Annotated in this window: 18 protein-coding genes; 16 read left to right on the top strand and 2 right to left on the bottom strand. The window is 39.6% G+C overall.

Features of this window, described 5'->3' with window-relative positions:
* Positions 1–3 precede the first annotated feature (3 nt).
* The 12 genes from CS898_RS02135 (at position 4) to CS898_RS02080 (ending at position 13,854) form a co-directional block, all read left to right on the top strand.
* Positions 4–1,839 (top strand): ATP-binding protein, encoded by a 1,836-nt coding sequence (locus tag CS898_RS02135; protein ID WP_099207938.1) that lies wholly within the window; start codon positions 4–6, stop codon positions 1,837–1,839.
* Positions 1,840–1,937: 98 nt separating this feature from the next.
* The gene (locus CS898_RS02130) at positions 1,938–2,849 is read left to right on the top strand and encodes a DMT family transporter (protein WP_159459105.1); all 912 of its coding nucleotides are present in this window, start codon (positions 1,938–1,940) and stop codon (positions 2,847–2,849) included.
* Positions 2,850–2,900: 51 nt separating this feature from the next.
* Positions 2,901–4,427, top strand: coding sequence for a glutamine-hydrolyzing GMP synthase (guaA, locus tag CS898_RS02125; RefSeq protein ID WP_099207936.1), 1,527 nt, complete (start codon positions 2,901–2,903; stop codon positions 4,425–4,427).
* Positions 4,428–4,715: 288 nt separating this feature from the next.
* Positions 4,716–6,332 (top strand): DUF4435 domain-containing protein, encoded by a 1,617-nt coding sequence (locus CS898_RS02120; RefSeq protein WP_009431669.1) that lies wholly within the window; start codon positions 4,716–4,718, stop codon positions 6,330–6,332.
* A gap of 739 nt (positions 6,333–7,071) precedes the next feature.
* On the top strand, positions 7,072–7,911 hold the full coding sequence (locus CS898_RS02115; protein WP_099207935.1) for a KilA-N domain-containing protein: 840 nt from the start codon (positions 7,072–7,074) through the stop codon (positions 7,909–7,911).
* Between the two features lie 406 nt (positions 7,912–8,317).
* Positions 8,318–8,653 (top strand): PadR family transcriptional regulator, encoded by a 336-nt coding sequence (locus tag CS898_RS02110; protein ID WP_234976001.1) that lies wholly within the window; start codon positions 8,318–8,320, stop codon positions 8,651–8,653.
* Positions 8,646–9,218: a DUF2812 domain-containing protein gene (locus CS898_RS02105; RefSeq protein WP_099207933.1), complete on the top strand. Its 573-nt coding sequence runs from the start codon at positions 8,646–8,648 to the stop codon at positions 9,216–9,218. The genes CS898_RS02110 and CS898_RS02105 overlap by 8 nt, the downstream gene beginning before the upstream one ends.
* 225 nt (positions 9,219–9,443) lie before the next feature.
* Entirely contained in the window at positions 9,444–9,698 is a 255-nt protein-coding gene (locus tag CS898_RS02100) for a glycine zipper domain-containing protein (protein WP_099207932.1), read from the top strand.
* 93 nt (positions 9,699–9,791) lie between these two features.
* Positions 9,792–10,229: a hypothetical protein gene (locus tag CS898_RS02095; RefSeq protein WP_099207931.1), complete on the top strand. Its 438-nt coding sequence runs from the start codon at positions 9,792–9,794 to the stop codon at positions 10,227–10,229.
* 199 nt (positions 10,230–10,428) lie between these two features.
* The gene (locus tag CS898_RS02090) at positions 10,429–11,460 is read left to right on the top strand and encodes a zinc-ribbon domain-containing protein (protein WP_081944152.1); all 1,032 of its coding nucleotides are present in this window, start codon (positions 10,429–10,431) and stop codon (positions 11,458–11,460) included.
* Positions 11,461–11,587: 127 nt separating this feature from the next.
* Positions 11,588–12,514, top strand: a complete 927-nt coding sequence (locus CS898_RS02085) for a glutathione S-transferase family protein (RefSeq protein ID WP_099207930.1) — start codon at positions 11,588–11,590, stop codon at positions 12,512–12,514.
* A gap of 113 nt (positions 12,515–12,627) precedes the next feature.
* Positions 12,628–13,854, top strand: a complete 1,227-nt coding sequence (locus CS898_RS02080; protein WP_099207929.1) for an MFS transporter — start codon at positions 12,628–12,630, stop codon at positions 13,852–13,854.
* 73 nt (positions 13,855–13,927) lie between these two features.
* Here the strand turns inward: CS898_RS02080 and CS898_RS02075 are convergent, their stop codons facing one another.
* Positions 13,928–14,359, bottom strand: a complete 432-nt coding sequence (locus tag CS898_RS02075; RefSeq protein ID WP_099207928.1) for an S-layer homology domain-containing protein — start codon at positions 14,357–14,359, stop codon at positions 13,928–13,930.
* Between the two features lie 87 nt (positions 14,360–14,446).
* The gene (locus tag CS898_RS02070; protein WP_159459104.1) at positions 14,447–15,967 is read right to left on the bottom strand and encodes a C69 family dipeptidase; all 1,521 of its coding nucleotides are present in this window, start codon (positions 15,965–15,967) and stop codon (positions 14,447–14,449) included.
* A gap of 378 nt (positions 15,968–16,345) precedes the next feature.
* On the opposite strand from CS898_RS02070, the gene CS898_RS02065 reads away from it, so the two are divergent.
* From CS898_RS02065 to CS898_RS02050, 4 genes are all read left to right on the top strand, one after another.
* On the top strand, positions 16,346–17,704 hold the full coding sequence (locus CS898_RS02065) for an amidohydrolase family protein (RefSeq protein WP_099207926.1): 1,359 nt from the start codon (positions 16,346–16,348) through the stop codon (positions 17,702–17,704).
* Positions 17,701–18,888 (top strand): M20 family metallopeptidase, encoded by a 1,188-nt coding sequence (locus CS898_RS02060; protein ID WP_099207925.1) that lies wholly within the window; start codon positions 17,701–17,703, stop codon positions 18,886–18,888. Before CS898_RS02065 ends, CS898_RS02060 begins: the two co-directional genes overlap by 4 nt.
* A gap of 48 nt (positions 18,889–18,936) precedes the next feature.
* On the top strand, positions 18,937–20,334 hold the full coding sequence (locus tag CS898_RS02055) for a YfcC family protein (protein WP_143614563.1): 1,398 nt from the start codon (positions 18,937–18,939) through the stop codon (positions 20,332–20,334).
* A 119-nt stretch (positions 20,335–20,453) separates the two neighbouring features.
* On the top strand, positions 20,454–21,779 hold the full coding sequence (locus tag CS898_RS02050; RefSeq protein WP_009431742.1) for an NCS2 family permease: 1,326 nt from the start codon (positions 20,454–20,456) through the stop codon (positions 21,777–21,779).
* Positions 21,780–21,894: the final 115 nt, after the last annotated feature.

Below are 21,894 nucleotides of genomic sequence, written 5' to 3'. Positions count from 1 at the left end.
AAAATGCAAGTAGTGGGAATCACAAGCCAACAGGAAGTGACCATTGGCAGCAAGGATCGAAATTTTCGAATTAATGAACTCCTTATCATTGAAGACGGTCAAATGGGAGACCTCTTGGCTGAAGTTGTTGAAACAAAAACTTTTAACCGTTTTATCCCCTTGGATATGGGAGGGGATTTTGTAGACGCCTCTGTCCTGGATAGCCTCAAGGCCATGGGCTACAATGTAGATGACGAAACCATCTATATAGCCAAGGCCCGGCTCTTTGAAGAGGCCACCTATCCTGTCTTGACAGGGTCCATGGCTCGGTCTCCGGAATTTGAAGAAGTCAAGGACGTCCTTTTGGCTACAGTTCCAGACCGAGGCCTGACCCTGGGGAGCATCCGAAATACAGATGATATCTACTGCCAGGCCACAGAGGAATTTAAGGGGCTCTATGAAACCCTGGAAGGGGACCTGGTGGACCAAAAAGACCTACCCTATATCCTGGACATCCGGTCCATGCACCAATACCCCCATATTGGAATTTTTGGTGGGTCCGGGTCGGGAAAGAGTTTCGGCCTTAGGGTCCTCTTGGAAGAATTGATGAAAAAAAGCCTACCGACTGTGGTCTTGGACCCCCATTATGAAATGGACTTTAAGAACCCGGCTGGGGGCAAGTTTGCTAAAAGCTACCAGGACCAGTTTGTAAAACTTCAAATTGGCGAAGATGTGGGAATTAAGTTTGAGCAATTAAGTGTAGGGGACATCAACCACCTCCTGGGGGCAGTTTCTGGCCTGACAGATTCCATGAAAAATGTCGTGGCCAGCCTCTTTAAAAAGGGCAACAACCTGCCCACCTTTTTGGAAAGGATCCATGCCATCCTGGAAGTAGGAGACATGGGGGGAGAAAAACGCTATAGTGCCGAAATCCAATACGCCTCCCCCGACAAGCAAAAACTCATGGAGAGAAATTTAAAGATTTTTGCAGAATTGGGGCAAAATCTTCCCCTTGAATCCGTTCGAGGGATTTCCTGGCGGATGGCCAACCTGGAAAGAGAGGGTCTCTTTAATCGAGACATCCTGCCAGTGGTGGAAAACCTCATCCAAGGCAAGCTTGTGGTGGTCCAAGGGAGCATGCGGACCCTTCAAATGTTTTCGACCTACCTGGTCCGGACCCTCTACAACAAGCGGAGGACCTACCGGGACGACAAACTCCGGGGTCTGGGAGGAGACTACTTCCCACCCTTTTTCATCGTCAATGATGAGGCCCACAACTTTGCTCCCAAGGGACTGGAATCTCCCACCAAGTCGGCCTTGAAAGAAATTGCCCAAGAAGGACGGAAGTACGGAGTCTTTTTGGTCATGGCCACCCAAAGGCCTACCCTCCTGGACGAAACCATCACAGCCCAGTTAAACACCAAGTTCATCTTCCGGACAGTCCGGGCCTCGGATATTGATACCATCCGGGAAGAAACTGACCTAACGGCCGAAGAAGCCCACCGGCTTCCCTATCTAAGAACAGGGGATGTCTTTATCTCGGCTTCTCAAATGGGCCGGACCAGCTTTGCCCGGATTCGGGCGGCGGAAACCACCTCTCCCCATAGCGAGAACCCCTTTGACGAATTGATCCAACAAAAAAAGGAAAAGTTTTCTGACCTCTTACGGGAACTTCGACCCTACTTCCCTGTCAAGGATTCCAACTTTATCACCGTCATTACTGGCCTGTCCAAGGCAGGCATCAACATCACCTATGATGACCTAAAGGAATCCCTAAAACAAATGGCCCAAGAGGGCCTGCTGGAGAAAAAAGAAGACTTCTTGGGCAATGCTGCCTATAGTTTGCCAGACGAAAAATAAAAGACAACCCGGGAGCCCAGTCCCGGGTTTTGTCTTAGGGGATTTTGTAAAAAATCAAGAATTTGGCTATGCTATAATGAAAAAAAGAGGTGATTGGCTTGAAAGACAAGAATACTAGAGTTAAGGCCTACCTGGCCTGTCTGACCCAGGTGGTCCTGGTGGGTTTTTCCCTAATTTTTGTAAAAATTGCATTAAAAGATCTCAGCCCCATGGAAGTCTTGAGCCAACGTTTTATCCTAGCTGGGGCCTTGGTTGTAGGTCTTTCCCTTTTTAGAAAAGGATGGACCTCTTGGGACTTGGAAAAGATAAGGGACCTCTACTACTTGGCCCTCCTTTATCCCCTGGGCTTTTTCGGCTTCCAAACCTATGCCATGACCCAGTCTACGGCCACAGAAGCTGGGATCCTAATGGCCCTGGCTCCCTTGGCCACCCTGGTCTTGGCCTGGATTTTTCTAGGGGAAAGAATCAATAAAAAGCAAATCTTTATGATGATCTTGGCCAGCTTGGGCTTGGTTTTTTTGGCCTTGGTCAACCAAAAAGAGGCCCAATTCCACCTAAGGGGGACTTTTTTTCTGGTCTTGTCCCTTTTGGCCCTGGCCGGCTACACCATCCTCGTTCGAAAAAAGACTCAAGACTACTCCTACCGGGACATTACAGACCTGGTCCTCTTAGAGGGTGCCGTCTTTTTCCTGGTCCTGATAATCTTCAAGGAAGGGGCCGGGGCCTTGGCCCAAAGCTTTTATAGTTGGAAGGACCCAAAAATCGCCTTGAGCATGGCCTATCTGGGATTTTTTTCTTCCTACCTCACGGCCCTTTTAAACAACTATGCCCTAAGCTATTTAAAGGCCAGCAATGTAGCAGCCCTAAGCAATTTATCCCCCCTGATTACCAGCCTGGCAGCCAGCCTTTTCTTGGGGGAAGTCCTAAGTCTAGGTCATATCCTGGCCATGGGCCTAACCTTGCTGGGGGTCTTTGGCCTGAACATTTTCAAAAATAAAGCTGAAAACTGACCTAGTAAGAAGGGGAAAAATTAAGTATAATAGAAGCAAGGAGGGTATCCAATGGAACAAGAAGTTATGATTATCGATTTTGGCGGACAATACAACCAATTAATCGCTCGACGTGTGCGGGATTTACACGTTTATTGCGAAGTTGTCCCCTATAAAAAAGTAGACCAATACTTAGAAAAACACACCCCCAAGGGAATTATCTTTACCGGGGGACCCAATAGCGTCTATGTAGACGATGCACCCAAAATTGACTCCAAAATTTACGACCTGGGCATTCCTATTTTGGGCCTTTGCTATGGGATGCAAAGAATGGCCGTAGACCTGGGAGGTCAAGTCAGCCGGTCCCAAAGCCGGGAATTTGGCAAGACTCCCACAAATTTTGACAGCCAGGCCAAGCTCTTTAAAGGCATTGGAGATTCCATAACCTGGATGAGCCACCAAGACTTTGTGACCCAAGTGCCTCAAGGTTTTAAGACAGTGGCTTCAACCCAGTCAACTCCCAATACAGCCATGGCTAATGAAGATAAAAAACTCTATGGAGTCCAATTCCATCCCGAAGTCAACCACACAGAAAAAGGCCAAGATATGCTAAGAAACTTCCTCTATGACATTTGTGGTCTGGAAGGAACATGGACCATGGACCGCTATGCCCAGACAGCCATTGAAGGCATCCGCAAGCAAGTAGGCCAAGGAAAGGTTCTTTTGGCCCTGTCTGGCGGGGTGGATTCCTCTGTTTGTGCCAAACTTTTGGAAAAAGCCATTGGAGACCAATTAACCTGTATTTTTGTAGACCATGGTTTGATGCGGAAAAATGAAGGCGACGAAGTAGAAGCCGCCTTTAAGGACACCGACCTCCACTTTATCCGGATCAATGCAGAAGACCGCTTTCTGGCAAGACTTAAGGGCGTGACAGACCCCGAAGAAAAACGGAAGATCATCGGAGAAGAATTCATCCGGGTCTTTGAAGAAGAAGGACGAAAAATCGGGTCTGTGGACTACCTGGCCCAAGGAACCATCTATCCTGACATTATCGAATCCGGAGCCGGAGATGCAGCCGTGATCAAGTCCCACCACAATGTGGGCGGCCTACCAGATGTTGTAGACTTTAAGGGCCTTGTAGAACCCCTACGCCAACTCTTTAAAGACGAAGTTCGGGAATTGGGCGAAGAATTGGGTCTGGCCGACTACCTGGTTTGGAGACAACCCTTCCCGGGACCAGGATTGGGTATCCGGGTCATGGGAGAAATTAGCAAGGAAAGATTGGACATCCTAAGAGATGCCGACGCCATCTACCGGGAAGAAATTGCCAAGGCCGGCCTAGACCGGTCCATCAACCAATACTTTGCTGTCCTAACCAATAACCGTACCGTGGGCGTTATGGGCGACTACCGGACCTATGACTATACCCTGGCCTTAAGAGCCGTAGAAACCACAGACTTTATGACCGCTGATTGGTCCAAGATCCCCTATGAAGTTTTGGAAAAAATTTCCAGCCGGATTGTAGGAGAGGTAGACCATATCAACCGGATTGTCTATGATATTACAAGCAAACCACCGGCTACAATTGAATGGGAATAATCGCAAAATTTTCTAAAATGGCTTAATTACAAGCTATAAAGAGAATGAAAAATGGCTACTGGTACTCAAATGGTACTGGAAGTAAAAAAGAATAAATTGAATAATAGTTCCAAGTGGTTTACATGAGGACAAAAATTAGACCGTAGTTTCAATGGTTCTATAATAAATGTTGGAATCCACCTAGACTCTAACATTTATTATAGAACCATTTTATTAAGTTAAATCTTCAAGTTAGATTTAAATAAAACGATTGTATTAATTTGAAGCTAAGTTTAAGAGGTAAGCAATATGTTGAAGAATTTGAAAAGTTATAAGTATAAACTACCTACAATTAATGGTGAATCTAAAGAGCATACAACAAATAATAATTCAATAATTATTATAGGTGCGAACGGAAGCGGTAAAAGTAAATTAGGAGCATGGATTGAAGATCAAAATCCTGAAAATGTACATCGTATTGGTGCTCAAAGAAATCTTAATTTTCAACAAAATATACCTTTAACTAATTACGATGATGCAAAAAATAGAATCTTTTATGGGACTAATGATGAAAGCAATGTAAAAAATCATAACAAAGGAAGCAGGTGGAATTGGGAGAAATCAAATACTACTATGCTTTTAGAAGATTTTGATGTAGTTTTAGCGGCATTAATTGCTATGTATAATATTGAAACAAATAATTATTTTAATGAGTGCAAGGATGCTGAAAAAGCGGACAGAAACAAGCCAAATACACCAAACTCAATAATGGAAAAACTAATGGACATATGGGATATTATATTTCCACAGAGATGTCTTTTATTTGAGGATTCAAAGTTTTTTGCCTACGAATATAACAAGCCATTTGAAAAGTATTCTGCGAATCAAATGAGTGACGGAGAAAGAGCAGTATTATACTTGGCTTCACAAGTTTTAGCTATTCCTGGAAATAAAACACTGATAATTGACGAGCCTGAAATACACCTTCATGGAACAATAATGAATAAGCTATGGGAAAGACTAGAAGAATATCGCTCTGATTGTTTATTTATTTATATAACGCATGATACAAATTTTGCTGCTTCTCATAATAATTCAGAAAAGATATGGATAAAGAGTTATGATGGGAAAAATTGGAATCTAGAAAAAATAATTTCTAATGAATTACCAGAGAAGTTGCTATTTGATATTCTAGGGTCACGTAAAAATATTTTGTTTGTAGAAGGAGAAGAGAATAGTTTTGATAGTCAATTATATTCTATTTTATACCCAGACTATTTTATTATTCCTTGTGGAAGCTGTATGCAAGTTATTATGAGAACAAAATCTTTTAATTCAACCCAAAAGATTCACAATTATAACGTGTATGGAATAATTGATCGTGACTTTAGAACGGAAGACGAAATAAATAAATTAGTAAAAGATAATATTTACACACTAAAGGTTTCAGAAGTGGAGAATTTATTTATCATAGAAGAACTAATCAGTTTTTTAGCAGATTATTTAGCCAAGAATTTTAATGATGTTTTTAGTAATATTAAAAATTATATTATTAAAGAAAGATTTGGTAATCAAATTCGTAGTCAGGTTAAGAAAAATGTAGTCTCTCAAATAAAATATGAATTATCTATGGCTGAAATCTCAGAGATTAATACAAAAGAAAGTTTTACTAATGCTATTGAAAGTATTAATACTGACAGTATTTATGAAGAAACATTAAATTCATATGAAGAAGCATTGATAAGTAATAATTACAAAAAAGTGTTGGAAATGTTTAATGAAAAAGGATTAGCTAAATCAATAGGCCATCATCTTAGTTTAAAAGACAATGATTACTTAAATACAGTTATTTCTATTTTGCGAAATAAGGAACCAGAGGAAGTATTTGGAATATTTAAAAACTATGTCCCAAGGCTTTCGGATTAAACATTGATATAAACTTAGTTCGAAACAATTATAATTTCTCCGGTACTGGGACTGGGACGGGACTAAAAATTTTAAAATGTCTTATAATTATATGTATTTAGTGATATTAGAAAAAATAGAATCTAGTATTTTGAATGGTTTGAGATATATCGGACGTTTGGAAAAGAAGAATGGGAGTAAAATTACACTGTGTTGGATATAGCATGAAAAATTTATCAAAACTCTACCCGCTTACTATTGCGCTAGGGCTAATATTTTTAAACTTCGATTTTTTTAATCAATATCAATTTTTAAGAATAATTGGAAAGGTGTTAATTGTAATCTCAATTATATTGTTCTTTGCAAAATATTTTTCATCTAATAAATAGAGAAGATTAAAAACTGTAACTGGGATTAAAATGGGAACATTTGTTAAAAAGAATAAATTGAATAATTCTTCCAAGTGGTTTGCATTTGGACAAAAAATTAGACCGTAGTTTCAAGCTACGGTCTTTTTTTGAAATTAAATATGTTAAAAAGATGTGTTTATAAGATATGTACAATAAAGGAAAAAATAAGATATAATAAAAGGAAAGAAATTATATAAAGATGGGTAAATATTGGCTTATATCATTTGACAATGAGTGATTTGGGATATAATTTAATCATAAGTTTAGGTCAGGGAGCATACGGTGCCCTGGCCATTTTTTATGTTATAATACAAGTAATAAAGATTAAGCCAGAATAAGGAGGGAGTGTATTGTCAAAAATTAAAAAAGAAAAAATTTCTGCTAAAGGCTTTTATATTGAGGTTTACACAGAAGATTTTAAAAATGACTATATAAGTCTTACTGATATAGCAAAATATAAAAATACAGATGATCCAAGATTCGTTATTCAAAACTGGATGAGAAATAGGAACACTCTTGAATTTATAGGATTATGGGAAGCACTTAATAATCCAAATTTTAACCGTGTGCAATTCGACACGTTTAGAAATGAAGCTGGTTTAAATAGATTTACGATGACACCGAGTAAATGGATAGAATCTACTGGAGCTATTGGAATAGTCTCAAAATCTGGTAGATATGGTGGAACTTATGCTCATTATGATATAGCGATGGAGTTTGCGTCTTGGCTTTCTCCAGAGTTTAAGCTATATATTATTCAAGATTATAAAAGACTAAAAGAAGATGAAAACTCAAAATTATCATTAACTTGGAACTTGCATAGAGAAATATCTAAAATCAATTATAAAATTCATACAGATGCCATCAAAGAGTATTTATTAAAAGACCTTACAGATGAGCAGTTATCATTTAAATATGCAAGTGAGGCAGATATGCTTAATGTGGCACTCTTTGATAAAAGAGCAAAACAGTGGCGTGAAGAAAATCCTGACCTAAAAGGAAATATGAGAGACTATGCAAGTCTTAATGAACTATTAGTACTTGCTAATATGGAATCCTACAATGCAATTTTAATTGAAAAGGGATTAGAGCAAAAAGAAAGAATGATTGAACTTAGAAATCTTGCAAAGACCCAACTCATATCTTTAGAAAAATTAAACCAATTAGACATTAAAAAACTTTCTAATTAAAATTAATATAGAGTTTTGCCCGGTACTGGGACAGGACTAAAAATTTTCAAATATCCTATTGTTAGCTGGATTTAGTGATAATTTAAAAATAGAATCTAGTATTTTGAATGGTTTGGGATACATCGTACATTTGGAAAAGAGGAATGGGAATAGTAGCAAAAAAAATTAAAAGCTTTGTAAAATCAACGCTTACAGAAGATGAAAAGCTGTAGCTGGGATTAAAATGGGAACATTTGTAAAAAAGAATAAATTGAATAATTCTTCCAAGTACTTTACATTTGGACAAAAAATTAGGCCGTAGTTTCAAGCTACGATCTTTTTGAATAATCATTACGTTACATATACTATTTTACACGTAGTATGTTTGGTGGTATACTTTAGATAATCGGATAGGGAGGTGGTAGTGGTGGGAGAAAATTTAGAGAAATACATTCCTCTAACTGAAACTATGTTTTTAGTTTTATTGACAATGCTAGAAGAAAATTATGGCTATAGAGTTTCACAAGAAGTTGAAGAAATAACGAATGGGAGGATTGTTTTGGGCCCGGGAACTCTATATGGAGCAATCAACAATCTTTACAAAAAAGGATGGATTCAATTAGTCGATAAAGATGAGAGTGGGAAGAAAGTTTATATTGCTACAGATATTGGCAGAGAATTAGTCTCATTAGAAATAAATAGGATGAGAAACTTGGTCCTAAAGGGAGAAAAGAAATTTAAAGAGGAGGGAGACCATGAATAAAATAAGAATTTTTCTAAACCCAATCGAAGGCAGAGAAAAATACTTAAATCGCATTGCAAGTGAGGGATATCGACTTGTAAGAAGTGGATCCCTTCTACATGAATTTGAAAAAACGAATGCAGACTATAGGTACGCTGTAGAGTATATAGGATATATGAATAATATGGAAAGAAAAGAATATACAAAATTTTTAAATGACATGAATTTAAAAGTTTTTACAGCTCCTCTTAATATTGGGAAGATTAGCTTTGGAAATGTAAAATTAAGACCTTACAATCCTCCTGGGAGTATGCTAGCCACTTCTCCGGGGGTTATTAACAAAGAAATTTTGATCATTGAAAGTGATGGAAATAAAGAAATTCCAGTTTTTTCTGATAAAGAAAGTAGGGATTTAGATTTTAAGAGGAGAAAGGCTCCTTATTACTATCTTTTAGTTGCTTCTGTGCTTTCAATAGTATTGGGTTTATTTAAGCTAACAGATCATAATTCAATAATTTTAGGAATAATATTTTCTATTTTTGCTGGTTTTGGCCTATATAAATTGCATTCAATTAAAGAAAAATAAATGGGAAGTCTATAAATTAAGCAGACCGATATTATCTATAGTTATAGTAGGTTGGCAATTTTGCCAATTTTAAAGTCTATAAGCATCTTAATATAAAACCTATGAATTATAAGATATATAGAGTTAGTATAGAACAGACCCGGACAGGGAAAAGATTTTGCGTGACAATTTAGTTTTCTCTATAGATGGTCATGAGGCTTGATAAAAACGAAAGGAGGAGATTGTATGGATATTTTACGGGCAATATTGCCTGTAATTCTGGTTAGTATAGTGGTGGTTTATCTTATTCATACCACTAAGAAAAATGCAAACAAGAAAGAGACCGATAAGACAGAAGAAACTTATCTAACCGAAGGCATGACCATAGGAATGTGCCTGGGGACTGCAGTGGGAATTGCTTTGAATATGGAGAACATAGCCATAGGCATGTCTGTGGGTATGCTCATTGGAATGCTGGTGGGCATGGCTAGTAAAAAATAAGGATAAAAACTTAAAAAGCGATGGAAGCTACCTTTCCATCGTTTTTTATTTTATTGTGTGGTATATCTAAGCTAGAAGCAGAGGAGGTGGACTTTGTTTAAGATTTTTATGCTCATCGTGTTTTTAGTTCCAACGATTTTAAATTATAAACTGACAAGAAAAAACATTATTTGGGTCAAGAAAAGTGCTATAGAAGTGACTTGTATCATACTGTTATTCGTCCTAGGAAGTTCCTTTTGTTATAGGTTTGATAAGACCATCATTGGATATTTAATAGTCCTAGCAGCGACGATGATGCTCTATACATCTGTATTCTTTCAAGGGATAACAGAAAAAGGTATAAATATATTTTTAGGTGGATCGCCATTTTTAAAGTGGGTAGAGTTTAATAAGATTAGAAAAGTTGAAATGGGAAAAAATAGAAAGGGGAATGTTGAACTAAAGGTTCATGTCTTCGGGAATGTATTCAAACAAGTCTATAGCCTAGAAGATGAGGAAAAGATAGTGGGTTTGATTAAAAATAGAATCTAGTATTTTAAACAATTTGCTATATCATACATTTAAAAAAGAAGGGCGGATATAAAGAAAACAAGCCATGGCTTTTCTAGCTACGACTTTTCATAATCAAAAAGCGGGACAAGGATTTCAAAATAGAGATTGAAAAGAAGAAGGAAGTAGGATAAACTAATATCAAACAAAGAGATTCAAAAAGTTAAAGCGAGGTGTTTTGATGAAGTGTCCAGCTTGTGGGAAGGAAAATGCTTCCGATGCAAAGTTTTGTAATTCTTGTGGGAGCCCTTTGAAGTTTCCAGGGGATGACACACTATCTTTTTCAAACCATGAGGATGAAAGGATTATGGAAGAGGTCCAGGAGACAGAAGTTTATCCTCAAGGCCACTATGAAGAAATAAGTCCTAGCGGGCCAAGTCCTCAGAAAAAGAAGTCTTATAAGATTATTAGTATCCTAGTGGTTTTGGCAATCTTGTGTGTCTTGGGACTTTTTGGCGCCAAGGCTTGGAAAAAGGTTAGCCTGGAAAAGGAAGCGACCAAGGCCATGGAAGAGGGTAACTACCTGGATGCCACAGGGAAATTCCAAGATCTCTACAAGGCAACCAATGAAGAAAAATATCAAAAGAAGATGACGGAGGCCCATGCCTTGGCCCAAGATAGTGAAAATCTGGAAAATGCCAAAAACCTATTGGCCCAAGGTTCCTACAAACAGGCCCTACAAAAGTTGTTGGAAATCCGCAACCACGACAATGCCCTTAAGCAGGAGGCGGAAAATGTCCTAACCAACCTACAAACCACTGTTGAAGGCAAGGTAGATGCTTATAACATGATGCAGGACTATTCTACATCCATCCAATTGTTAAATGGTCTATTGGCTGTGGCACCGGAAAATGAATCCTTCCTGGCTATGAAGACCCATGCCCTAAGTGCGCAAACAGGGATGAATGAAGAAAAGGCCCGGGCGGAAACGGAAGCCAAAGCCGCGGAAGAAAAGGCTCGAAAGGAAGAAGAAGCTGCTGCAAGCCGGGCTAAGCAAGCCAAGGCATCTAGCAATATCATCAATACCTTCCAATTTGTTACCAGTGGGTCGGCCAATGTCCGGTCTGGCCCTGGGAAAAACTACCGGGTCAACTACTCTTTGGACCGAGGGTCTGAAGTCTACGTCTATGACACTTATTATGATGGAACTAGAACTTGGTGTAATATTGGGGATGGTTGGATTTCTTACCGGACCCTAAATGGAGAATTATAAAATTAAAGAAAAGACTCCCTTCAAAATGGTCTAGGCCATGGTGGAGGGAGTTTTTATATATAAAAATAGACTTTAGGGGTATAGATAAAAAGAAAGAATAAACAGCTTAAAAAATAAAGGAGGATTTATGGGACAATTAATTAATGGACAATGGGTAACCAGTCAAGGCCAAGCCAGCAAGGATGGTTCCTTTAAAAGAAAAGAATCCAGTTTTAGAAATTGGATTGAAAAAGGTGGGTCTTTTCCGCCGGAAAAAGACCGCTATTTGCTTTATGTTTCCCTGGCCTGCCCCTGGGCCTCCAGGACTCTTATGATGCGTAAACTCAAGGATTTAGAAGGGATTATCGACCTGGCTATTGTGTCTCCCTTGATGGGAGAGGATGGCTGGACCTTTGAAGACTATCCCGGAGCCAGCAAGGACCCTATTTTTGATGTCCGCTATCTCAGGGAAATCTACACCCAGGCAGACCCCAAGTATACAGGAAAGGTTACCGTGCCGGTCCTCTTTGATAAAAAAGAAAAAACCATCGTCAATAACGAGTCTGAAGAAATTTTAAGGATGCTAAATACGGCCTTTAATGACCTGACGGGGAATAAGTTAGATTTTTATCCCCAGGAACTGAGAGAGGACATTGACCGGATCAACCAAGAGGTCTACCACAATGTCAACAATGGGGTCTACAAGGCAGGCTTTGCCACCAAGCAAGAAATTTACGAAGAAGAGGTCCAAAAGCTCTTTAAGACCCTGGATTGGTTGGAAGACCTCCTGGAAGGTAAGGACTATCTTTTGGGAGACCGGTTTACAGAAGCCGACATCCGGCTCTTTGTCAGCCTGGTCCGTTTTGACCCAGTCTACTATGGCCACTTTAAGTGCAACCTAAAACAAATCAGGGACTATCCCAACCTTTGGGCCTATACCAAGAGGATCTATGCCCTGCCGGGGATCAAGGAAACCGTCAATATGGACCATATTAAAAGTCACTACTATTGGTCCCACCCCAGCATCAATCCCACCCGGATTGTCCCCCTGGGCCCCCTGGAAGACTTGGATTGAAAAGGAAGTTCCAGGAAAAAGTGAAAGATGTTAAGACAATGAGCCCTTGTTTTCCAGGAAGGCCAGGACTATACTGGTCTTAACTAAATTGGAAAACAGGAAGGAGTTTATGGATGAAGGAGAAAAAAAGAGCCTTGAGTCCGGCCATCCAGGTGATTCTCATCTTTGGGATCATCTCCATGCTGGGAGATGTGATTTATGAATCTGCCCGGGGGGTCAATAGCCAATACTTTAACCTTATTGGGGTTTCTGCTACAAAGGTTGGGATTGTCTTTGGGATTGGGGAATTATTTGGTTATTTTCTACGCCTCTTTGCAGGCTATTGGTCAGATGTGAGCCAAAAACATTGGCTTTTTATCTTTATCGGTTATGGGATGTTAATTGTGGTTCCCCTGATGGGGATGACCCTAAACTGGAACCTCTTGGTGGTCTTTATCCTCCTGGAAAGGTTGGGTAAGGCCCTGAGAAATCCAGCCAAGGACACCATCTTGTCCAGTGTGGCAGAAAAAGAAGTCAACCTGGGGATGGCCTTTGGTCTCCAAGAGGCCCTGGACCAATTGGGAGCCTTTATTGGTCCCTTGATTTTCACGGGAGTTTTTTATTTTACTGGAAGAAATGGCCTGGCCCAATACCAAATGGGCTACAAGGCCCTAATTATTCCCTTCATCCTTTTAATGGCCTTTGTCTACTATGCCTACCGGACAGTGGAGAAAAAGCGGGTCATTCCAGAGATGAAGATTCGGGACTTCGACAAGAGGTCACTCAAGGGAATCTTTTGGGTCTATACAGCCTTTATCTTCGCCACAACACTGGGTTTTGCCAACTTTGCCATTATTGGCTACCATTTAAAGGATACAGGCCTATTAGGGGATGGACAAATCACCATGGTCTATTCCTTTGCCATGGTTGTAGATGCCCTGGCAGCCTTGGCCGTGGGTAAGGCCTACGACTCCTTAAAGGAAAAGACCAAGTTAAGGACTGGGGGGATTTTAATCCTAGGTCTGGTTCCTCTTTTTACCATGGGCCTTCCCTTCTTAACGCTGAGTCATTCAGTGCCCTTGATTGTCTTGGGCATGTTCTTATGGGGCCTGGTAATGGGAGCCCATGAGACAGTTATGAAGTCAGCCATTGGGGACCTAGTGCCCTTTTCCAAAAGGGGCCGAGGGTATGGGGTCTTTAACGCAGCTTACGGTCTAGCCTTGTTCTTTGGGGCCTCTTACATGGGCTTTTTCTATGACCAGCAAAAGACTTGGTTGATCTTCCTTCTATGTATTGTCTGTGAAATTTTTGCCCTCTTCCTGTATCGTAAGATGCAAAAAATGATCCATGAAAACAAGTAAAAAAGAGAAATAAAAAATAGGAAGGCCTCCCACCAGGGAGGCCTTCCTATTTTTTATAAGGGGAAAAGAGTTCCTAAATGCGATCAGCAATAACTGCTAATTCGCCACGAGTAATTTGATTAGCAGGGTTGAAAGCACCAGCTTGGGGGCTTAACCAACCTAGGGCTAAAACGGCCTTAACAGGATCTTTTACCCATTGTGCTAGGGCTGCTTCATCGCTAATTTGAACAAGGTTGGCAGGAATTGCCTTGCCTGTTTCTTTAGCATAAGCGTTTAAGATAAGGGCTGCAGATTGACGGTTTAAAACGAAGCTTTTTTGGATAGCATATTGGTCTAGGAGTTTATCTAAACTGTCTGCCTTGAATCCTGGATCCTTGGTGTCTAAAAGAGCGAGAAGTTCTTCAACATAGACAACCTTGTCTGGAGCAAACTTGTCTTCAACCTTGGACATCCAACCCTTGCTAATGGCTTTTTCCAATGGAGCCTTGGCCCAATGTTTTGTCAATTCATCTTCTGTAGTGGCTGTTCCCTTGTCAAGAGGTTGAGCGGAGACAGCTTCGTCAGAGAATCCTAATTCCTTTAAGATTTGTGCTTATCTTTCTTCGCCTAAAAGACTAGGAATGTAGGGTTTGGTCTTACGGTCAGGATATCCGTTTACACCGGGGTTACCAGAAACATCTAGGAAGTAGGTGTTGAGTTCTTTAGCCATTAAAGTAGCGTCATCGTAAGCTTTTTGTTGGTATTCCATAGAAAGTTGGGTAGCCAATTGACGACCAGTATCTGTGGAAGTTTGGTAGGCTTTGATTAACTGAGCATCCAATTCTTTATCGATGCGTTTTAAGATTGTTTTTTCTTGAAGGTCATTGTATTCACGGACATATTTTCCATAGAGGTTCCGGTTGATTTCACTTAGGGCAGATACTTGACGCATGGTCCAGTAAGCTGATTCTGGAGTGTATTGGTCACCAGGAACTTGGTAGGGAGCAATGGTGTCAGTGATAGGTCCAAAGATAGGAACATATTGTGAATGTTCAGCATTTCCCATGGCAACCCATAGGATCCCGCCTAGTTCTTTTGGATAGTTTTCTTTAATTTGGATTACATGAGCATGTTCTTGTTCAACAGTACCAATGGGACGAACCTTAGCATTTTTAGGAAGGTTAGCATCCTTGTCAGTACCTTCGTAACGAGTTCTTTGGAATTCCATTAACTTTTTAATGGAGATTTTTTTATTGGTTTTTTGTAAAAGGTCAAAACTTTCTGCATTGTAGGGGATTTTTTTGTCTGGATCCAAGAAGTTGATTCCACCCCATAGACGGTCTCTATTACCGGAAGCTAGAGGTTCAGCATAAGTTTTTTGTACGTGAATTAAGCCATCTTCTTCAACCAAGAAGCCATTTTGTTTGGCCAGGTTGATTAAGTTCTTAGAAGCCACAACATTTTCAGTATCCTTTACATCTACCTTGCCCAGCATAAAGCAGTTGGGGAAGACGGAGTAAGTATCTTCAGGATATTTAATGGCGACATATTGGTGACCAGTTAAAAGTTCCATGTACCAGATTTCTTTTTGGTCAGCAATTACGACAATAGCCCCTTCTTGAAGACCCTTGGTATTCATGATATCGGCTAAAACATCAACCCCTTCACGGGCGGTTTTAATTCTTGGAAGAACCACACTGACAACAGAGGATTCGTAAAGTCCGTGGTCAGTTAGGGGGTCAGCAGCAAGAGCCTTATCATTAGCAGTCGCTGTAACAGTCGCTGTCATAGTTACGCCATTTTCGTTCCAACCAGTTGCTTCGAAGATGTCTCCATCATCTTGGTAACCGTCAGGAACAGTAACAGTAGCGTAAGTTTTTTCGGGCATAGGATATGTAAATCCATAAACATCCTTGTACATATCGCCTTTTTTATAAGTTTTTGCAGGAGTTGCAATGACTGTTTTATTGTAGGCAGAAGACCAGTCTTCTGTCCGGCCAATCATTGGATTGCCATCCGCAGATACTTTTTTACCGACGATAACACCGGTACAAGCGAGAACTTCGGAGATAGGCGTTAAGAGGAAAACACCAATTAATGCCACTGATAATGCTTTTTTGATAAAGGTTTTCATATACATCATCCTTTCTTCTTGTCTGTTATTATTATAACATCTATTGATATTAAAACAAGCAATATGAACAAAAAAGAGGAGACAAAATAATTAAAAATTTAAAAATGGGAGAGTTTAGGGGAAGAGTGGGAAAATGATTTTATAAAATCAAGCTTTAAAGATTCTCGAAGAAAAGAGAAGAATAAAGTAAAATACAGGAAAAAATAGAAGCCAGAGATAGGTCAAAAAAGAAAGATAAACAATAAAACGATTTCATTATATAAATAAAGTTAAAAATTTATCGTTTTAATTGAAGGTAAAGTGGTATATAATATAAACAAGATAGTTTTTAGAAATAAATAAAAGCAAGATATTTACAGTAATACGGGGTGAAAATACATGAAACAGCAAATAAGAAATGTCAAGATACTTGATATGAAGGACAAGACAAAATGGGTAAAGACTGATGTAACTGTGGAAAATGATATCATAGTAAGTATTGATAAAGGATATGAATGCGACAAATATTATGATGGAAATGGTTTAATCTTATCTCCGGGTTTTGTAGATATTCATATGCATGAAGAAGGATTTACAAGTGATGACGACTCCTTCGATATCGGGGAGTGCATGCTAAAAATGGGAGTTACAACGGCAATGGGAGGAAATTGTGGTTCAGAAAAAACTGAATTTCATAAGTTTTTAGACCATATTGACCATAAGGGTAGTCCCATTAACTACTGCTTGGCTGCGGGATACAATTCAATTCGTAAGAGACATGGGGTTTTGGATCAAGACAAACCATCCAAAGACCAGATGAGAAAAATTCAAGAGAATTTGCTAGAACTTGTTAGGGATGGAGCTTTTGCTATTACTTTTGGCATTGAATACAATCCAAATATGGATATTGATGAAATATTAGAAGCTTTAGAGCCCTTTAAGGGAAGACAAGATATCTTTGTAGCGGCCCACAGCCGATTTGATGGGGATAGAGCCATAGAGGGCTTGGTTGAAATGATAGAAATAGCAAGACGAAGTGACATTCCCTTCCAAATTTCTCACCTGTCTTCTTGCTGTGCCTACGGCAGGATGGAAGACTGCTTAAATACAATTGAAGAAGGGTTAAATCAAGGAATTGACTTATTGGTAGATACCTATCCCTATGGAGCCTTCTCTACTCAAATAGGAACATCGGTTTTTCGAGGAGATTTTTTGAAAAAATGGAATGCTAGCTATGAAGATATTATCCTTACAGAAGAACCCTACCGGTCTTGTAAATTAAATGGGGAAATCTTTAAAAAGGCCAGGGAAGAAAGACCAGATATGCTGGTCGTCGCAAGGGTTATGAAGGAAGATGAAACGAAAAAGAGTTTAAAAAAGCCCTATGTTATGGTGGCCAGTGATGGCTTGTACAATAATGGAAAGGGGCATCCTAGAGGGGCAGGAACCTTCCCAAGAGTCTTGGGGACCTATGTTCGAGAAGGGGTCTTAAGCTTGGAAGAAGCTTTGTATAAATCAACCCTTCAACCAGCAAAGAGACTAGGCTTGGACCATAAGCTTGGACGGATTAAACCAGGATACCAAGCAGATTTGGTTTTGTTTGATCCTGAAGAGATTAAAGATTGTGCAGATTTTGAAGATGGTCAAAGACCACCTCTGGGAATTAAGCAGGTGTGGGTGAATGGACAATTGGCTGTTGAAGACAACAAGGTGATAAACAATCGCCTAGGAAAAAGTATTAGGAGGGGGATGAGATGAAGGAAAAAATTATAGAGATTGAAAAAACAATTCATGCTTCTTTAAGAGAGCTCAGTGATTCAATCTTTGAACATCCAGAGACAGCTTTTAATGAAAAGTTTGCCTGCGATGCCCATTGCAAGTTACTAAAAGAACACGGCTTTAAAATAGAAGAAGGTCTTGTGGGTTTAGATACTGCTTTTAAAGCTGTATATGAGTCCAAGAAAGAGGGGCCCGTTGTCTGCTATATGGCAGAATATGATGCCCTACCTGAAATTGGCCATGGCTGTGGCCATAATATGCTAGGAACGGTCAGTACAGGGGCAGCTATTGTTTTGAGATACCTTTCAGATGAGATTGGAGGAAAAGTTGTTTTACTAGGGACTCCTGCTGAGGAAACTTGTGGAGCCAAGGTGGAAATGGCCAAAGAGGGTGTTTTTAAGGACATGGATGTAGCGATTATGGCCCATCCGGATACAAACTATATTTTGAGTTCAAGGAGCTTAGCTATTCAACCTATTGCCTTTGAGTTTTTTGGAAAAACAGCCCATGCAGCTTCTAATCCGGAAAAGGGAGTGAATGCTCTAGATGCCTTAATCTTAACTTTTAATAATATCAATGCCTTAAGGGAACATATCTTATCCAGTGCACGGATTCATGGAATTATCAGAAATGGTGGGGAAGCCGCAAATATTGTTCCTGATTTTTCAAGGGGTGAATTCTATGTCAGAGCAAGGACAAAGAAATATCTTAATGAATTGGTGGAAAAAGTAATCCAATGCGCTCAAGCAGGAGCCGTGGCTACAGGGTGCACCCTTAAGCAAGATGAATTTGAACCTCCCTATGATGATCTAGTAACAAATGAAAGGTTAAATCAAGTATTTAAAGAAGGGATTTCCCTTTTTACAGAAGATGAAATTAAACCAGGCAATGAAGAAATGGGAAGCTTGGATGCTGGAAATGTATCTCATGAAATCCCCTGCATTCATGGATATTTTCCTATTGCAGACCATAAAATCCCAGGCCACACAAGAGAATTTGCCCAAGCAACAAAGACAGACTATGCCTATAATAAAATGGCAGAAATTGTTTCAATCTTAGCCTATTGCGGATACCGAGTAATTACAGATAGTCAACTACTTGGGGAGATTAAAGAAGAGTATCAAGAAAATGTGAAAAAAGGACTTATTGTGCCCCATGCATAATAAATAAGTGGCCTAATAAAATCTATATACTTAAATAAGGAGAGAAAGATGAACACAACAAAAAAGAAAAAACTATTTAAAGTTCCACACACCTATGTCATTTTAGTCGGTCTTACAATCTTGATTGCAATTTTGTCTTATATTATTCCAGCCAGTACTTATGATACGGTACAAATTGGCGACCGGACAGTTGTTGATCCCAGCACCTACCACTATGTTGAACAAACACCTGTTACTATAATGCAATTATTAACTTCCATCCCAAGAGGATTGCAAGAAGCAGCAGAAATATCCTTCTTCATCTTTATTTTGGGCGGCTCTTTTGCCATCATAACAAAAACAGGAGCCCTAGAAGTTGGAGTTGGAAATTTAGCAAAGAAATTGGAGAATTATCCAACTTTAATTGTCCCAGTTATCATCGTTCTTTTTTCAATCTTAGGAGGGACTGTAGGCTTAAGTGAAGAGTGTATTATATTTATACCCATAGGCATCTTGCTGTCCAGGAGTTTGGGCTATGATGCCATGGTAGGGACGGCAATTATCTTTTTAGGGGCTGCAGTAGGTTTCAACTCAGGATTTATGAACCCCTTTACTGTTGGGGTTGCCCAAAGTATTGCTGAACTTCCCTTGTTTTCAGCCATGTGGTATCGGTTAATTATATGGGCTGTTTTTAACGCTGCTACCATATATATGGTTCTAAAGTACGCGAAAAAAGTTCGGAAGGATCCTACAAAGAGTTACTGTTATGAATTAGAACAAAGTGAAGCAGAAGAAATTCAAAGTGTTGAAAATGTAGGAAACTTTACTAGAACTCACGTTATTGTAATTTGCTTATTCCTAATAGCCATTGGAATTGTGGTTTACGGTGTTATTAAATTAGGCTTTTACATCAATGAAATTGTTGGTGTCTTTTTAGGGCTAGGAATTATTAGTGGTTTTATTGCCAAGATGACACCTTCTCAAATAGCCGTCACCTTTATTGATGGAGCTAAAGATATGGCTATGGGCGCCTTGGTAGTTGGTGTAGCACGGAGTATACTAGTTGTGTTAAATGATGGTCAAATTCTTTACACAATTGTTCATGCTGTATCTCAATTAATTCAATTAGTACCAAGATCTATTTCAGCGGTATTTATGTTCCTCTTCCAATTGGTCTTAAACTTCTTTATTCCATCTGGAAGTGGTCAAGCTGCAACAACAATGCCTATTATGACACCCCTATCAGACTTAGTGGGAATCTCAAGACAAACTGCTGTTTTGGCCTTCCACCTAGGAGATGGGATTTCAAACTCAATCATACCAACAGGGGGATCACTCCTTGCAAGTTTATCTGTTGCAAAAATTGACTTTGAAAAATGGGTTAAATTTGTCTGGCCTATTATCCTGGTATGGGTTCTCCTTGCCTGCGTTTTTGTAGCAATTGCTGCTAGTATCCATTTAGCATAAAATAGATAATTTATAAGAAGAGGGGGAAGTTCAAACTTCCCTCCTCTTTTTTTATCCTTCCTATTAAAAAAGACAAGCTTGTGCTAAAATAAAGGTATCAAATAAAAGGAGGGATCAGATTGGAAAACAATCAATCGTTTTTTGAACGGAAGTTTTTACTAAGTCACCATAAGACTGACGTAAAAACAGAGTTTATGGCCGGGTTAACGACATTTATGACCATGTCTTACATCCTAATTGTCAATCCGGATTTATTATCGCAAACAGGTATGGACAAGGGAGGCGTCTTTACGGCAACTATCCTTGCATCCATTATCGCCATGCTACTTATGGGACTGTATGCCAATATGCCCTTTGCCCTGTCAGCAGGGATGGGATTAAACGCATTTTTCACCTATACTGTTTGCCTAGGAATGGGCTATGAGTGGTCTTTTGCCCTAACAGCTGTATTTTTAGAAGGTATTATTTTTATTTTATTATCCTTTTTCAATGTGCGGGAAGCCATCTTTACAGCCATTCCACATTCATTGAAAAAAGCAGTATCCGTAGGAATTGGCCTCTTTATTGCCTTGATTGGCTTTACCAGTTCAGGCCTAATTGTAGCCAATGAAGCAACCTACCTGGCTATGGGTGATCTTTTGACCAAGGAAAGTTTTATTGCCATTGTAGCCTTATTTACCATGGCCATCTTAACAGCCAAGCAAGTTCGGGGAGCCTTATTATATGGGATTATTATCTCAACCGTTCTTGCCTTGATTACAGGAGTGACCCACTTCCCAGGCGTTGCAAGTCTTTTCTCCCTGCCACCATCCATTAAAGACGTGGCCTTCCACTTGGAATGGGATAACATCTTTACCTTTGACATGTTCTCGGTTATGTTTACCTTCCTTTTTGTGGATATTTTTGACACTGTAGGAACCCTGACAGGGGTTGCAACCAAGGCAGACCTAATCGATGAAGATGGGAACCTTCCTGGCGTAAGCAAGGCCCTCTTATCAGATGCTATTGGGACTATTTGTGGAGCTCTTTTAGGAACATCCACGATTACAACCTTTGTTGAATCTGCCAGTGGAGTAGCAGATGGAGGACGGACTGGTTTAACATCCTTGTCTACAGCCTTTTTCTTCTTTATCTCCCTCTTCCTATTCCCACTCTTTTCTATTGTGCCACCCCAAGCAACTGCTGCAGCCTTAATTATGGTAGGTCTCTTTATGATGAGCCCTATTACTGAAATAGACTTTAGTGACTACACTGAATCAGTACCAGCCTTCTTGACCATTGCCATGATGCCTTTTGCTTATTCCATTGCAGAAGGGATTTCTGTAGGAATGATCTCCTATGTTATTATGAAGGTTGTTACAGGTCGGGCCAAGGAAGTGTCTGTTGTAATGTATATCTTAGCCCTTGTTTTCTTGCTGAGATATTTAAGTCCACTTGTATTTTAAGTAAAGAGAAGTTTTGGATAAGAGGTGACTGAGGTCGCCTCTTATTTTTTATTACATACAATCCGGAATGAACATCGTTTAAAAGGAAAAAGTTAGACAAACTAGGTCTAGATAA

It is taken from the genome of Urinicoccus timonensis (assembly GCF_900232945.1).
Lineage (GTDB): Bacteria > Bacillota > Clostridia > Tissierellales > Peptoniphilaceae > Urinicoccus > Urinicoccus timonensis.
Note: the sequence above shows the minus strand (reverse complement) of the source record. Positions and strands in the feature narration are given on the sequence as shown.